We start from the raw sequence: 15,419 nt of genomic DNA on the forward strand, positions 1-15,419 counted from the left end.
TTTCTTTTGTATTTATAGCAATAACCTGATTGTAAACACATTTGATTATCCTTTTGTTGCTTTTAGTTAAAGTAGCTAAAAATGAAAAAACCGAGTGAACTTCACTCGGTTTTTATTACTCATTTCTTATACTTAACATTAAACAACCGCGTGCCACTCCTGCTGAAAACCTTCTAATTGATAGTCTTCTGCTAAACGAGTTTTCCAATATTTCAACAGTTGGCTGTAATCAATGTCAGAGGGATGAAAATTGGTTTTATAATAGGACAGATATTCAGGCAGCAATTGCACAAACATCTTCGCCAGTAAATACAATCCAAAAAGATTCCCGCCCAATTTCGGTATACTCTTTTTACGGTCTTGTAAAAATAAACGGCTGGCCGAGTAAAAAGTTAAACTGGCAAAGCCTGTTGTTACACTACGCATGATTAAACGACGGATCTTGTCATCGCCATAAACATTTTGATAAACATCGAACGCAACCGCGCGATGCTCAATTTCTTCAATGGCATGCCACACCCAGAGTTTAACTGCATCATCATCCAAGGTACTCAATACCTCAGGATGTCTTAAGATATAGCCGCCTAGAAGTGCCGTAAAATGCTCAAAAGCACAAGTCATGGCCAGTTGAATTTTAGGATGTAAGTTTTTCACATAATCATCTTTACGCGCCAACCATGCCTGAAAACGGTCGAGATTATAATCATCACGGCGCCATGCAGCATTAAATGCCGTGTGTGCTTGAGAATGCATCGCCTCTTGACCAATAAATGCCGCAATCTGCACTTGCAGATTTTCATCCTTCACTTGGTCACGTACATTACGCACGCTATGCACAAAGAACTGCTCACCTATGGGAAAAGTCGAAGACAATGCCGTCAGCAAATGTGACATGACCGGTGAATTGGCAAAATAATGCCTGCGAATGGCTTTGGGGTTGAATTGCAAACGTCGAATCGTAATACCCTGAGCTTTTGGACGATGTTGATATAGTTTTTCTGTCGTCACTTGAGTCATGTCCATTTCCTAACATTTAACCGAGCGATCTTCAGTATCTGAATTTAGAGGCGATTCACATATGGCAAAAATGCTTAGTGCGTTTGCAAATTCATCCATTTTTACAGAACTTACCACCAGATCTCTTTCGATCTACCCCGAACCACCTCTTTCATATCATCTCAGGCAAATAGTGATCAAAAAAAAACCCGCCGAAGCGGGTTTTTGTGTTGAACGATTTAGATTAAATGTCTAAATAATCCAAAATACCTTCAGCTGCTTGACGGCCTTCCCAAATCGCTGTGACAACAAGGTCTGAACCACGAACCATATCACCACCCGCAAAGATTTTCGGGTTTGAGGTTTGGAATTTATAGGTTTGCTGTTCAGCCGCAACTACACGACCTGAACCATCAAGGTTAATATTCACATTTGTAAACCAATCCGCAGGGCTGGTACGGAAACCAAATGCCAATAAAACTGCATCTGCAGGTAAAATTTCTTCTGAACCCGGAATTGGTTCTGGACTGCGACGACCACGGCTATCAGGCTCGCCAAGTTGGGTCGTAACCACTTTCACGCCTGTGACTTTACCATTTTCACCTACAATTTCAATTGGTTGGCGGTTAAACAAGAAGTTCACACCTTCTTCTTTGGCATTTTGCACTTCACGACGTGAACCTGGCATGTTTTCTTCGTCACGACGGTATGCACAGCTTACAACTTCTGCACCCTGACGAATAGAGGTACGGTTACAGTCCATTGCTGTGTCACCACCGCCAAGAACAATCACTTTTTTACCTTCAACACTGATGTACTCACTTGGGTCTTTTTCCCAACCTTGAGTACGGTTGACATTGGCAATCAAGAAATCCAATGCATCATAGACACCATTTAGATCTTCACCTGCGAAGCCACCTTTCATGTAGGTATAAGTACCCATACCCATGAACACCGCATCGTATTCAGTAAGCAATTGATCGATGGTGACATCTGTACCAATTTCAGTATTTAAACGGAATTCCACGCCCATGCCAGTGAAGATTTCACGGCGACGCTTCATCACATCTTTTTCCATTTTAAATTCTGGAATACCAAAAGTCAGTAGACCACCAATTTCAGGGCGTTTGTCGAATACTACAGGTTTAACCCCGCTACGCACCAAAATATCAGCACAGCCTAGACCCGCAGGGCCTGCACCAATGATCGCGACTTTTTTATCTGTCCACTTTACTGAAGACATATCTGGACGCCAGCCCAGTGCAAACGCAGTGTCATTGATATATTTTTCAGCGTTACCAATCGTCACTGCACCAAAACCATCGTTTAAGGTACAAGCCCCTTCACATAAACGGTCTTGCGGACAAACACGACCACACACTTCTGGCAACGTGTTGGTTTGGTGACACAGCTCTGCTGCTTGGAAAATACGGCCTTCAGCGATCAATTTTAACCAGTTTGGAATGTAGTTATGTACTGGACATTTCCATTCACAGTATGGGTTACCACACCCTAAACAACGGTGGGTCTGATTTGCTGCCACTTCCGCTGTAAAAGGTTTATAAATTTCCACAAACTCTGCTTTGCGGACCTGAATCTCTTTTTTCTCTGGATCTTGGCGTGCTACATCCAGAAATTGAAAGTCATTGTTTAGGCGCTCTGCCATGTCTCTCTCCGTGGGTAGGTGCAGCCCGTTTATCTATCGTCTGCACCTGCCTATGTATCAGCAGTAGTGGAATTATTGTGGATCAGCTTGAGTGGTTTTCAACAAAGTCTGTAAGTTGGCAGCTTTCGGTTTCACCAACCAGAATTTACGACTGTAGAAATCAAACTCGTTACGGATCTTGTACGCCCAAGCACTACCAGTCTCAGCAATGTGTTCATCTAAGATACGGCTTAAGAACTCTTTATGTTCTTCCATCGATTCAGTCGAAATACGATTCAGCTCAATCAGCTCGTGGTTGTAATGATCAACGAAGTCATTATCAAGGTCAAGAACGTAAGCAAAACCGCCTGTCATACCCGCACCGAAGTTGTGCCCCACTTTACCGAGTACAGTCACGATACCACCTGTCATATATTCACAACAGTGATCGCCTGCACCTTCAATTACAGCGAAAGCACCCGAGTTACGTACTGCAAAACGCTCACCTGCTGTACCTGCCGCGAACAATTTACCGCCCGTTGCACCGTATAAACAAGTGTTACCAATGATTGCCGTTTCTTGAGTTTGGAAAGGCGAACCTTTTGGCGGGAAGATCGACACACGACCACCTGCCATGCCTTTACCCACGTAGTCGTTCGCATCACCCTCTAAACGAATATGCAAACCACCTGCGTTCCAAACACCGAGGGATTGACCCGCAGTACCCACCAAGTTCATCTTCACTGGGTGCGCTTCCATGCTGAGGTTGCCATAACGACGCGCAATTTCACCTGAAATACGTGCACCAATTGAACGGTCACAGTTACCGATGCTGAAGTGATATTCACCTGTGGTTCCAGCTTCAATTGCTGGTAGCATTTCAGCAACCATTTTCTCAGCAAGCAAGCCTTTATCAAACGGTGCGTTACCTTCAACTTCACAGTACTGTGCCTTACCTTGCGCAGAAGGATGAGACTCCAGTAATGCGCTCAAATCAAGGTGCGCATGTTTCTCCGTTTCACCTGGAAGCATTTCAAGCAAATCTGTACGACCAATCAAGTCTTTGAGGCTTGAAACACCCAACGCTGCCAGCCACTCACGTGTTTCTTCAGCAATGAAGGTGAAGAAGTTGATGAGCATTTGTGGTTCGCCAATATAATGTTCTTGACGTAGATGATCTTGTTGCGTTGCAACACCTGTCGCACAGTTATTCAGGTGACAAATACGTAAGTATTTACAACCCAAAGCAATCATTGGTGTAGAACCAAAGCCAAAACTTTCAGCACCTAAAATAGCTGCTTTCACCACATCCAGACCTGTTTTCAAACCACCATCAGTTTGAACACGGACTTTACCACGTAAGTCATTGACACGAAGTGCTTGATGCGCTTCAGAAAGACCCAACTCCCAAGGCGAACCTGCATGGTGAATTGAAGACAATGGCGATGCTGCTGTACCACCGTCATAACCTGAAATGGTAATGAAGTCGGCATAGGCTTTTGCCACACCTGCGGCAATGGTGCCAACACCTGGTTCAGACACCAGTTTCACTGAAACCATCGCCTGAGGATTGACTTGTTTTAAGTCAAAGATCAATTGTGATAAATCTTCAATTGAATAAATATCATGGTGCGGTGGAGGAGAAATTAAGGTCACACCCGGCACCGAATAACGTAAACGTGCAATTAAGCCATTCACTTTACCACCTGGTAATTGACCACCTTCACCCGGTTTAGCCCCTTGCGCTACTTTAATCTGCAAGACTTCAGCAGAGGTTAAATACGCAGGCGTTACACCAAAACGACCTGATGCAATCTGTTTGATTTTCGAGTTACGAATGGTGCCATAACGCGCTGGATCTTCACCGCCCTCACCCGAGTTTGAACGGCCACCAATGGTATTCATCGCAATCGCAATCGCCTCATGCGCTTCAGGAGACAATGCACCTAATGACATGCCTGCAGAGTCGAAGCGCGGTAAAATCGCTTCTACAGACTCCACTTGATCTAGAGCAATCGAGTTGTCTGTTTTTAACTTTAATAGGTCGCGAATTGTTGCCACTGGACGGTTATTCACCAGCTCAGCATATTCTTTAAAGTCTGTATATTGACCAGAACGCACTGATTTATGCAAAGCATTGATCACGTCTGGGTTGAATGCATGGTATTCCTTGTCGAAGACAAATTTTAGCAAACCACCTTGATCGATTGGTTTACGTGTTTTCCATGCGGTATCGGCCAATTTCTTTTGGTCATTTTCAAGGTCAACAAAGGTTGCACCTTTGATACGGCTTGGCACACCCGTGAAGCATTTTGAAACCACTTCTTCAGACAGACCCACCGCTTCAAACAACTGACCACCACGGTAAGAGGCCACCGTTGAAATCCCCATTTTTGAAAGGACTTTTAACAAGCCTTTTTCAATGCCTTTACGGAAATTCACTTGCGCTTGGATTGGGTCACCCAATAGCTCGCCTTTTGCAACCAAGTCATTGATCACGTCATAAGCCAAGTATGGATAAATCGCAGTTGCACCAAAGCCTAAAATAACCGCAAATTGATGCGGATCACGCGCCAAGGCTGTTTCAACAATAATATTGGCATCCGTACGCAAACCGACATTGATTAAATAGTGATGCACTGCACCAGTTGCCATCAGTGCATTGGCAGGCAAGAAACCTTGACGAATTTTCTTATCAGACAACACCAATAAGGTTTTGCCGTCGCGAATCGCTTGCGCTGCTTCTTCACAGATACGTGCAATTGCAGCTTCTAGACCTTCATCTTCCGCATAATTTAAATCGATATCTGCAATTTCATAACCCTTACGACCCAACGTACGGATTTGATGCATTTTCGAATTTGACAACACTGGGCTTGAAATGATCAAACGATCCGCATGCTCAGGGCTTTGTTCAAAAACGTTTTGCTCACGACCTAAACACGTTTCCAATGACATCACAATCGATTCACGTAATGGGTCGATTGGTGGGTTTGTGACCTGAGCAAACTGTTGACGGAAGTAATCCGATACATGACGCACTTGGCGAGACAAAACCGCCATTGGCGTATCATCACCCATTGAACCCACTGCTTCCTGACCACTTTCAGCGATTGGACGAAGTAATTGGTCACGCTCTTCAAAGGTCACCATAAACATTTTTTGTGATGCTTTCAGGTCATCGCCTTTTAAGCCTTGATCACATAAATACTCTTCAAGCTCTGGACTACCTTGTACACGAACTGAGTTTTCACGTAACCATTCACGATAAGGACGCATTTTTTTCAAATGCGTGCTGACATCTTTAGTGTCAAGCATTTTACCTGTGAAAGTATCGATCACTAGAATTTGACCTGGTCCGACACGACCTTTAGAAATCACGTCTTCAGGCTCGTAGCCCCATACACCAATTTCAGATGCCAATGTGATGTAACCATTTTTGGTAATCACCCAACGAGCTGGACGCAAACCATTACGGTCCAACATACAAATCGCATGACGACCATCTTGAATCACGAGACCAGCAGGACCATCCCACGCTTCCATATGCTTCGAGTTAAACTCATAGAATGCACGTAAATCAGCATCTAACGTTTCCACGTTCTGCCATGCTGGCGGAACCAACATACGCAATGCACGGAACAAGTCCATACCGCCGCCCACAAGAATTTCAAGCATGTTATCTAAGCTTGAAGAATCCGAGCCAGTACGGTTCACGATTGGGTTAAGCTCAGTTAAACCAGGCAATAATGGGTTTTCAAACTTTGGCGTACGCGCCATCGCCCAGTTACGGTTCGCAGTAATGGTATTAATTTCACCATTGTGTGCAAGATAACGGAATGGCTGAGCCAAAGGCCAACGCGGCAAAGTATTGGTCGAGAAACGTTGGTGGAACACCACAATATGTGACTCAAGACGTGGGTCTGCCAAGTCTGTGTAAAAATCAGCAATCGCTTCAGGCATCATCAAGCCTTTATAGCTAATCACTGTTGAACATAATGTAGTTACATAAAATGAAGCGTCATTAGTAAGCTGCTGTTCTGCACGGCGGCGTGCCAAGAAGAGTTTACGGTTAAACTCAACTTCAGACACACCCATTGGGCAGTTCACAATAATTTGCTCAAATGCAGGAAGTGACTGCATTGCAATCGAACCCAAAGCATCGTTATTGGTCGGGACCACACGCCACGCCAATACTCGGCAACCTTCAGATTCAATTTCTTTGCTTAGAATTTGTTTTGCATGTGCTGCAATTGCTGGATCGAGGCTTAAGAACACCGTACCGACAGCAAAAACCTCACTGAGCGTAATATCACTGAGTTTTTTCGCTTCTTCACGGAAAAACTGTTTTGGCATTGCTAAGAGTAAACCGCAACCATCCCCTGTCTTACCATCTGCAGCAATACCACCGCGGTGGGTCATACAGCTCAGACTGTGCATAGCAGTCTTGACAAGATCATGGCTTGCATCACCCTGCATATGGGCGATTAAACCAAAACCACAGTTATCTTTAAACTCATCCGGTTGGTATAAACCTTGAGCGGGAGCTACAGTATTAGGCGATGGCATGTGCATAGCGTACCCTTCTTTCTACAGGCCCTGTCGGGCGTCTAACAATCTAATTACTTCTTGCCGATTCGTTCAATTGACTCATATTCAGATTCTGATTGAAGTACAGCATTTTTTCTTCACACCCAAGATAGACTGATTTTCGTCTTTATGCATGTCTTAATTGAAAAAATGTATGCAGCAGTCACGCACCTATTTAAGGCATTTGGCCGCTACTATTTCGCACATAAATCGAATCTTTTTTGCGCCAAAACAGTGACATCAACTCAATTCATGCACCATTAAAGCAAGTTTTGTGCCAATTATTTATTTTGTGTGTTAAGCGCTTTAGTTTTATTAGGTTTGTGTTTTTTAAGTAAAAACAAAGTTCGAAGACAATCAATTTATTGCACTATATTTGTGCGTATATGAAATTTACATTTTTTGATGCGCCATAATGAACCAATTTTAATTAAATGGGTCGGTCACTTCAGGTTCATTTGTTTTATTTTGTGGCGCATTCTCTACGGTTGTTTGTGACTTTTGCACATCAACCACATTTCCATCCGCATCACGACGAGTAACCGTCGTCGATGTTGTCGATTGTTTATTTTGTGCAACTGCTGCACGTGCCGCTTGTTGACGCGCAGCAAGCACGGCTTCATCAATCACGGGCACAGCAGCTGGTTTCAACTGCACAGCATAGAGCTTATTGCTAAGTCCAAGTTCATCAGAACCGAGATCATTGACATATTCAGCATAACTTTCAATTTTTTCAACTTTGGGTTTCACCGACTTCGGCAACGTCAGTTTTAAGTCCGCCAATCCCTTTTGCGCCTCATTGGCATTTTTATATACACCATAGATCAGCACATATTGCTCAATTTGGTTTTCACCTGTCAGCCTTAAGTAACTAAACGCTTGACGATCAGATTGCCTCTGCAAAAAGCGCTTAATAATCGCCTCTTCTGAGACTCTAAACAGTTCAATTGTACTGTTCTTTTTATTTTCCTGAATAAATTTGGTCCCACGGAATTCAGCTTCATGCTGCGCGATTGCTACAACACGTGTCGTCATATCCAAAGGTTTTACTTCATCGAGGAATGAGCCTAAATGTGCAGTGGTTGCGACTTTTTCTGGCTGAATTTGTAACTCAACTTCGGATTCAGCTTTTTTTTCAACTTCAACCACAGTCTCTTGATCTGTAATAGCCCAAAAGACTAAAGCGCCAAACAAGCATACCCCTCCGAATGCAAGCCAAATATAATTTTGCTTTGTCTGCCACTGGGTTCGAAGGGTTATTGCCATAATAAAGTTATGCCTGCTCTTGGTTGGCTAAAATCGCCTGTTTCATCAATTCTACATCAAATGTTTTGGTAATGATGGCCTGTCCTACCGCTTGCATCAAAACCAAACGCAGTTGCCCGTTCAAGACTTTTTTATCATGAGCCATATACGCCAAAAAGTCATCGAGGGGAATCTGCGGACATACTATCGGTAAATTCGCGCGTTGAATGATATTTTTTGTACGCGCCAAATCTTCTGCACTGATCCATCCCATACGCTGCGATAAATCTGCTGCCATCACCATACCTGTTGCCACAGCTTCTCCATGGAGCCATTCACCATAGCCTAGATAAGATTCAATCGCATGTCCAAAGGTATGCCCAAGATTCAATAAGGCGCGCTCACCTTGTTCTTTTTCATCATTGGCAACAATACGCGCTTTATGGGCACAAGAACGATACACAGCTTCAGCCAGTGCAGCTTCATCACCCTGCACCAAATCATCTATATGTTGCTCCAACCAAGCGAGAAAGTCAGTATCACCCAAGAGTGCGTACTTAATGACTTCTGCCAAACCTGCAGATAACTCACGTGGTGGCAGCGTTTTAAGTTGAGACATATCCGCCAAGACCACTTGCGGTTGCTGAAATGCCCCGATCATATTTTTACCCAGCGGATGGTTAATCCCTGTTTTACCACCGACACTCGAATCAACCTGTGAAAGAAGTGTGGTTGGCACCTGAATAAAATAGACCCCACGCTGGAAGCATGCCGAAGCAAAGCCTGCCATATCACCAATCACACCACCACCTAAAGCTAAAACTGTACAATCACGGTTGAAGCCTGACGCTAACAATGCATCAAAAATCAGGTTGAGGTGCTCAATATTCTTATATTTTTCACCATCGGGCAAAATACAGATTGCAACTGATTTACCCAACGCTTCAATTGCTGTGACATAACGACCTAAATACAAAGGCGCGACCGTTTCATTACTCACAATCATCACTTGGCGACCATGAATATACGGCTCGAGTAAAACTTTTGGATCTAAATCACTACCAATAAAGATCGGGTAACGGCGTTCGCCAAGTTCAACATATAAGGTTTGCATGGATCAAATCACTTCAAAACTGAATCAAAACTACTTTACAAGAATCAAGCTTAAGATACGCTGCGCAAGATCACGTGCAGCCCCTTGATTGGTCTCGATAATATAATGGGCAACTTCACGATATAAAGGATCTCGAACGCTGAGTAAGTCAGTTAACTTTTGTTCAGGATTCTCCACTTGAAGCAGTGGGCGATTTTTATCACGATAAGTTCGCTGTAGTTGAATCTCTACAGGAGTATAAAGATAAACAACGATACCCCGTTGTTTGAGAAATGCGCGATTTGGAGCCTGAGTCACCGCCCCACCACCTGTGGCCAAGACCAAGTTGGGTCGAGAGGTTAACTCATCAATTACAACCGTTTCACGACTACGAAACCCAAGCTCACCCTCTTTTTCAAAGATCCATGGAATCGTTGCCCCTGTTTTACGCTCAATCTCATGATCACTATCAAGAAACTCGCGCCCTAACAGTTCAGCTAAATGTCGTCCTACCGTTGTTTTTCCAGCCCCCATAGGCCCTACCAAATAAATATTTGGTAGGGTTTCAAACTCTTTGCTTGGCAAGGAGTCACCTTTTAGATTTGTTCAAATTGAAAATATATTAATGATTTCTTGAAACACTGTCATTAACAATTCGTGGTGTCACAAAAATCAATAACTCCGTTTGTATCGTCGTTTTGACATTATTCTTAAATAAGTTACCCACCACAGGTAAATCACCCAAGAATGGTACTTTTTGATAGTCATTACGTTTCGTATCATCAAAAATACCACCCAATACGACAGTCTCACCATCATCAACTAAGACATTAGTTTGTAATTCACTGGTATCAATTGCAATACCATCATTGGTGATATCACCAATCGAGTCTTTCTCAACCATGAGCGCCATTTGAACTTTACCATCTGGGGTAATGCTTGGCGTCACTTCTAACTTTAAATTTGCCGCACGGAATTCGGTTTTTAAGCCTTCTGTCGCACTCCATGTTTGATAAGGAATCTCTGTACCACGCAAGATATAGGCTTTCTGTTTATCGCCAGTAAGTACTTTAGGCGCTGATAGCACTTCACCATGACCATCCGCTTGAAGTGCGCTTAACTCAAGGTTCAACATATAGTCTGAAATTTTCAATAAACCAAAGTTAAACGTACCAGCAGTGTTTGTTGCTAAATCCACACCCAAATCAAAACTTGGCTGGAAATCTCCGCCCCACACTGGGCTATTGCCCAGCTTCTTCGCACTCCACTTAATCCCCAATTCGCGAGAAAAGTCTGTTGATGCTGTGACAATACGGGCTTCGACCATCACCTGTTTCACTGCGACATCCAACAAGTCAATCATGCGACGGATCTTGTCAATATTTTGCTGCGTATCATTAATAATTAGCGTATTGGTACGCGAATCAGAAACCGCACTACCACGAGCGCTTAATAAGCTTTCTAAAGCCAATGACTCTGAACCCGCTGTACGGTTCGATACACTTCCCTTACTATCACGAGAGTCTTCTAACAATTTCAACACATCCGCTGATTTTGCATAACTCAATTGAATGTAATCAGTTTGAATCGGAGCAAGTTTAATGCTTTGTGCGATGGCTTTGGCTTCATCTTCCTCAGATTTAATCAGTTCAGCAACAGGGGCAATCCAAATCACATTACCATTGCGGCGCTTATCCAAATTCTTGGTTTTCATAATAATATCAAGTGCCTGATCCCACGGGACATCTTTAAGGCGTAAAGTGATATTGCCTTGTACGGTGTCCGAAGCCACCATGTTAATGCCTGTAAAATCAGCTAAGAGCTGTAATACACGTCGCACTTCAATATCTTGAAAATCTAAAGAAATCTTTTTGCCCGTATAAGCACTTGGTGCTTTAGGCTTCATTGGATTCTTATCTTCAGGACGCTTTAAACTAATGGTGAGCTTATCTTCTGCCTGATAAGCCATATATTCAAAACTGCCATTCGATTGAATCGTAATCAGGCCGTTACTACCATCGTTTTGTGCATCAATGGTCGAGACTGGTGTTGCGAAATCATTCACATTGAGACGACGTGATAAATGGGCAGGAATTTTATTTCCCAAAACACGAACCACAATTTTACTGCCTTGCTGTTTCACATCGACAGGGGTATTGCTACCTTTTAAATCAATGACAACTTGGCCTTCACCGTCTGAACCACGCTGGAAGCCAATATTCGAAATACCTTGCTCTGAACGCGCCGCAGCAACAGGTGTTGCTAGCGCTGGGTTCGCTGAATTAATTTTCAGAATAAAGGTATTACCTTCAACACGTGTAGTAAATGCACCGGCATCAGCCAAATTTACAGTTAAACGTGAACGCTGCGCATCTGAAGTTACATCTACTGTACTTGCTTCAGCCGTTGCCACCGCAATACTGCCTTGTTTTAAGCTCTGCTGTGCTTTATCAAAATCCAAAACCAAACGTGATGGCTGTTCCAACTGATAGGCTTGCGGCTGTGGTGGCAAACCGTTGAACATGACACGAATTTCCGTTCCCTGTCCTGGAATTTGCATCGGCACAATATTCGTAATACTGACTTGCGCACTTGCAGCCTGCATCACCGCCATTGCAATTGCACCCATTGAAAACTGACGGAACGTATGGTTCATCGTATTGCCATCCCCAAATATAAAATCTTTAGCACTATTTTTCATTTTTATTCCTTTTCCTTTTTTAAGGCGCCGGCCCAATTAATACTAGGCTTCTCGGGCGCTCGACATAGCCCTCACGCCCATCCGGAATAATTTCAATCAAATCAATTTGTGTGGCGGTGATATTAATCACACGACCATGATTCATCCCCAAATAACTACCACGCTGCACGCGTTCAATTTCACCATCAGGTGTTTGAATCAACGCCAAAATTTGTCCATTTTGCCCGCGCATACTGCCTTTCATGTTAAGCGATTCAATCGCATAACTTTCCAAAGGTTGTAATTGGCGAGATAAGTTTGGATAAACACGCTTCCCGGCCATAATTTTCAGTTCAGCTGCTAATGAGCTTGGCATAAACGGACTCTTTAATTGATGCGCGGCATAATTAAAAGTCGGTACAGGTGGGAAATCTGGCGCAGGTTCAATCGGTAACGGTGGCTGATTACGAATTTCAGCCATTTGCATATTGACCGCATCAATACGTGAATCACAACCGACAAGGAATAGTCCTACGCAGAGACTAAGCATGAGATTTTGATATTTCATTACTTGGCACCTCCCGCATTGGCTTTCTTATCTTTTTTTGTATCATTTACATCAACATCCGTTGTAGCCGTCGCCCCGACATAACGGTAGGTTTTCGCTTTTACACTGTATGAAATTTGCGGAATATCCGTCTTTTTATCATTGTTACTTGATGCTGAGATATCGAAGTCATGCAAGGTCACAATACGCGGTAAAGCTGCAATTCCACTGACAAATGAACCAAAAGAATGATAATCACCCGTCGCTTCAATGGAAATCGGCTGTTCGATAAAGAACTCTTGGCGAATTTCTGGTTCTAAACGAATATTTTTAAACTTTAATCCAGAATTTACGCCGCTCACGTTGATATCTTCAACCAAGCCAGGAATTTCAGTTTCTTTCGGCAGCTGTTCTAACTGCTGATTAAAATTAGCTTCCATTTCTTGCAATTGCGCTTGATATTGCTGCAAATTACGTAATTTTGAATCTTTTTCACGAAACTCATTCAGTAAATTTTGCTCTTGTGCATGTGCATTTGAAATCGCATCAAGCTTCGGCTTAATCACGACAAAATAACCCAAAGCTCCAATCACTAAAATGATAAAGATCCAACAAGTCAATTTGACTGAAAAGGGCCAACTGCCGTAATTGTTTGGATCTAAGGTATTAAACTGTTGAAAAAATTTATCAACCGTCATTTTTTTCTTGGTTACAGCATGGTTTTCTGATGTTAATTCTTCAAATTCATCGCGACTCATTGTGCTGCCCCCGCTGTTGAATTATTAACTGTACTTGCGGCTTCAGGTGTCGTCGCATTAGGCGCTACTGGCTGTGCAATCTCATCTAAATCTGCCGTGACCACAAAGGTGCCATAGGTTTCTTCAACACGTGGCACGATGGAACTTGGTGCTTTATCTTTTTTCTCTTCAGCAACCAAGAATGAATTCATAAAGGCATTGCGATACCACGCCGATGCTTCTAGGTTACGTAAGAATTCCGCAACTGTATTCGGGCTTTCCGCTTTCCCTTCAATGGTAAATTTATCACCCGTACGCACAAACTTAGTAATATACATATTACTCGGTGTAACACGCACCATTTCATCGACTAAACGCACAGCCACAGGACGTTGACCTTGCAAACCTTGGATCAACTTCATCCGTTCTACAATCGCATTGCGCTGCTCTTGCAGACCTTCCAATGACTTTAATTGAACATCTAAGTTTTGATTGGTACTCACCACCAACTGATTGGCCTGTTCTTGATCTTCAAGTTTTTGACTGTAAAAGAACCAAGCCAAAGCAACAGCTAAAACCCCAACTAATGCAGCCCCAACACAATAGGCAATAAATTCTTTTTTTCGTTTCTCTCTTAACGCATCACGCCAAGGGAGTAGGTTTATTTTTGCCATTAATCAAAACTCCTCAATGCCAATCCACATGCCACCATGAGTGATGAAGCATCATTTTCAATTTTTTTAATGTCGATTTGTGGAGAAAAGCCCATCTGTAAAAATGGGTTGGCAATAGTGACCCGATAACCTAATTTTTGTTGTAATAACTTCGCCAGTCCTGGAATATTGGCATTCCCCCCTGCCAATAAAATATGGTCGATCTCATTAAATTGAGAGGACGAAAAGAAGAACTGCAAAGAACGTGCTGCTTGTTGCACCACAGCTTCAAGAAAAGGTTCAAGGACTTCAATATCATAGTCGTCAGGCAAGGTACGGCTTTTTTTGGCACGTCCAGCTTCTTCAAAAGACAAACCATAACGGTTTTGAATTTCTTGAGTCAGTTGTTTACCCCCGAACACCTGTTCACGGGTATAAATGACTTTATTATTCTGCATGACGGATAAGGTGGTCATGGTGTGACCAATATCCAGAATCCCAACGGTGTTTACACCCATTGGAAGCGTATCTGAAAAGACTTTGAATGCATTTTCAATGGCGAAACTTTCAACATCGGCAATCTTAGGCGTTAAACCACCCAACTCCAATGCTTCGGCACGCGCCTCTACATTTTCAATGCGGGTTGCAACGAGGAGTACATTGACACGATTGGGATTGGCTAAGCGGTCTGGAAGGACTTCAAAGTCCAAACTCGCTTCGTCTAATGGGAATGGAATATATTGTTCAGCATCATCACGAATCTGAATTTCACGTTCGTCATCGTTCATATCGGCATCCATTTCGATGATTTTAGTAATCACCATGGACGTCGGAACTGCCAGTGCTACGTCTGTCGATTGAACATTGGCCAAATTTACCGCACGCTCAAGGGCATCACCAACTGCTTCTGGATTCAATATATTTTTTTCGACCACACTTCCTTCTGGTAATGGGACTAGTGCATAGCTCTCCACCCAATACCGATTGTTTTTAACAGAAAGTTCCAATACTTTAACAGAAGTCGAACTAATATCTACTCCTATTAACCCCTTACTTGGCTTACGATATAACCTGAGCACAGTATCATTCCTATTATTTTTTTATCCCCAAAAAAAGTAACCCACTAATTAGTCTGCGTCTATAATTTTATACGGATACAATAACTCATCTAACATTCCGTATGTGTACAGGATATACTGACCGCTAATTAGTTTGCCATTAGCTCTTATTAAA

Annotated in this window: 11 protein-coding genes; all 11 read right to left on the reverse strand. The window is 43.0% G+C overall.

Annotated elements, in window-relative coordinates; genetic code table 11:
- Positions 1–138 precede the first annotated feature (138 nt).
- Complete coding sequence (locus tag KVY11_RS07605) at positions 139–1,017, reverse strand: metal-dependent hydrolase (RefSeq protein ID WP_218288581.1); 879 nt, start codon at positions 1,015–1,017, stop codon at positions 139–141.
- A gap of 223 nt (positions 1,018–1,240) precedes the next feature.
- Positions 1,241–2,662 carry an FAD-dependent oxidoreductase gene (locus KVY11_RS07610; protein ID WP_005401346.1) on the reverse strand — a complete coding sequence of 474 codons (1,422 nt, stop codon included), beginning with the start codon at positions 2,660–2,662 and terminating at the stop codon, positions 1,241–1,243.
- A 72-nt stretch (positions 2,663–2,734) separates the two neighbouring features.
- On the reverse strand, positions 2,735–7,210 hold the full coding sequence (gene gltB, locus KVY11_RS07615; RefSeq protein WP_218288582.1) for a glutamate synthase large subunit: 4,476 nt from the start codon (positions 7,208–7,210) through the stop codon (positions 2,735–2,737).
- 447 nt (positions 7,211–7,657) lie between these two features.
- Complete coding sequence (locus KVY11_RS07620) at positions 7,658–8,497, reverse strand: hypothetical protein (RefSeq protein WP_218288583.1); 840 nt, start codon at positions 8,495–8,497, stop codon at positions 7,658–7,660.
- A 7-nt stretch (positions 8,498–8,504) separates the two neighbouring features.
- Entirely contained in the window at positions 8,505–9,590 is a 1,086-nt protein-coding gene (aroB, locus tag KVY11_RS07625; RefSeq protein ID WP_256350716.1) for a 3-dehydroquinate synthase, read from the reverse strand.
- A 30-nt stretch (positions 9,591–9,620) separates the two neighbouring features.
- Positions 9,621–10,154: a shikimate kinase AroK gene (gene aroK / locus KVY11_RS16595; RefSeq protein ID WP_168158665.1), complete on the reverse strand. Its 534-nt coding sequence runs from the start codon at positions 10,152–10,154 to the stop codon at positions 9,621–9,623.
- A 37-nt stretch (positions 10,155–10,191) separates the two neighbouring features.
- Positions 10,192–12,270, reverse strand: coding sequence for a type IV pilus secretin PilQ family protein (pilQ, locus tag KVY11_RS07630; protein ID WP_218288584.1), 2,079 nt, complete (start codon positions 12,268–12,270; stop codon positions 10,192–10,194).
- A 19-nt stretch (positions 12,271–12,289) separates the two neighbouring features.
- On the reverse strand, positions 12,290–12,817 hold the full coding sequence (locus KVY11_RS07635) for a pilus assembly protein PilP (protein WP_094148569.1): 528 nt from the start codon (positions 12,815–12,817) through the stop codon (positions 12,290–12,292).
- On the reverse strand, positions 12,817–13,554 hold the full coding sequence (locus tag KVY11_RS07640) for a type 4a pilus biogenesis protein PilO (RefSeq protein WP_218288585.1): 738 nt from the start codon (positions 13,552–13,554) through the stop codon (positions 12,817–12,819). Before KVY11_RS07640 ends, KVY11_RS07635 begins: the two co-directional genes overlap by 1 nt.
- Positions 13,551–14,207: a PilN domain-containing protein gene (locus KVY11_RS07645; protein ID WP_004691498.1), complete on the reverse strand. Its 657-nt coding sequence runs from the start codon at positions 14,205–14,207 to the stop codon at positions 13,551–13,553. Before KVY11_RS07645 ends, KVY11_RS07640 begins: the two co-directional genes overlap by 4 nt.
- Positions 14,207–15,265, reverse strand: a complete 1,059-nt coding sequence (locus KVY11_RS07650; RefSeq protein WP_004978085.1) for a pilus assembly protein PilM — start codon at positions 15,263–15,265, stop codon at positions 14,207–14,209. Before KVY11_RS07650 ends, KVY11_RS07645 begins: the two co-directional genes overlap by 1 nt.
- Positions 15,266–15,419 lie beyond the last annotated feature (154 nt).

It is taken from the genome of Acinetobacter sp. CWB-G5 (assembly GCF_019209785.1).
GTDB classification, from domain to species: domain Bacteria; phylum Pseudomonadota; class Gammaproteobacteria; order Pseudomonadales; family Moraxellaceae; genus Acinetobacter; species Acinetobacter johnsonii.

Excerpts from the sequence above, each read along its gene's own strand:
- KVY11_RS07605 (WP_218288581.1), bottom strand. The coding sequence starts at position 1,017 with ATGACTCAAGTGACGACAGAAAAACTATATCAACATCGTCCAAAAGCT.
- KVY11_RS07610 (WP_005401346.1), bottom strand. The coding sequence starts at position 2,662 with ATGGCAGAGCGCCTAAACAATGACTTTCAATTTCTGGATGTAGCACGC.
- gltB (WP_218288582.1), bottom strand. The coding sequence starts at position 7,210 with ATGCCATCGCCTAATACTGTAGCTCCCGCTCAAGGTTTATACCAACCG.
- KVY11_RS07620 (WP_218288583.1), bottom strand. The coding sequence starts at position 8,497 with ATGGCAATAACCCTTCGAACCCAGTGGCAGACAAAGCAAAATTATATT.
- aroB (WP_256350716.1), bottom strand. The coding sequence starts at position 9,590 with ATGCAAACCTTATATGTTGAACTTGGCGAACGCCGTTACCCGATCTTT.
- pilQ (WP_218288584.1), bottom strand. The coding sequence starts at position 12,270 with ATGAAAAATAGTGCTAAAGATTTTATATTTGGGGATGGCAATACGATG.
- KVY11_RS07635 (WP_094148569.1), bottom strand. The coding sequence starts at position 12,817 with ATGAAATATCAAAATCTCATGCTTAGTCTCTGCGTAGGACTATTCCTT.
- KVY11_RS07640 (WP_218288585.1), bottom strand. The coding sequence starts at position 13,554 with ATGAGTCGCGATGAATTTGAAGAATTAACATCAGAAAACCATGCTGTA.
- KVY11_RS07645 (WP_004691498.1), bottom strand. The coding sequence starts at position 14,207 with ATGGCAAAAATAAACCTACTCCCTTGGCGTGATGCGTTAAGAGAGAAA.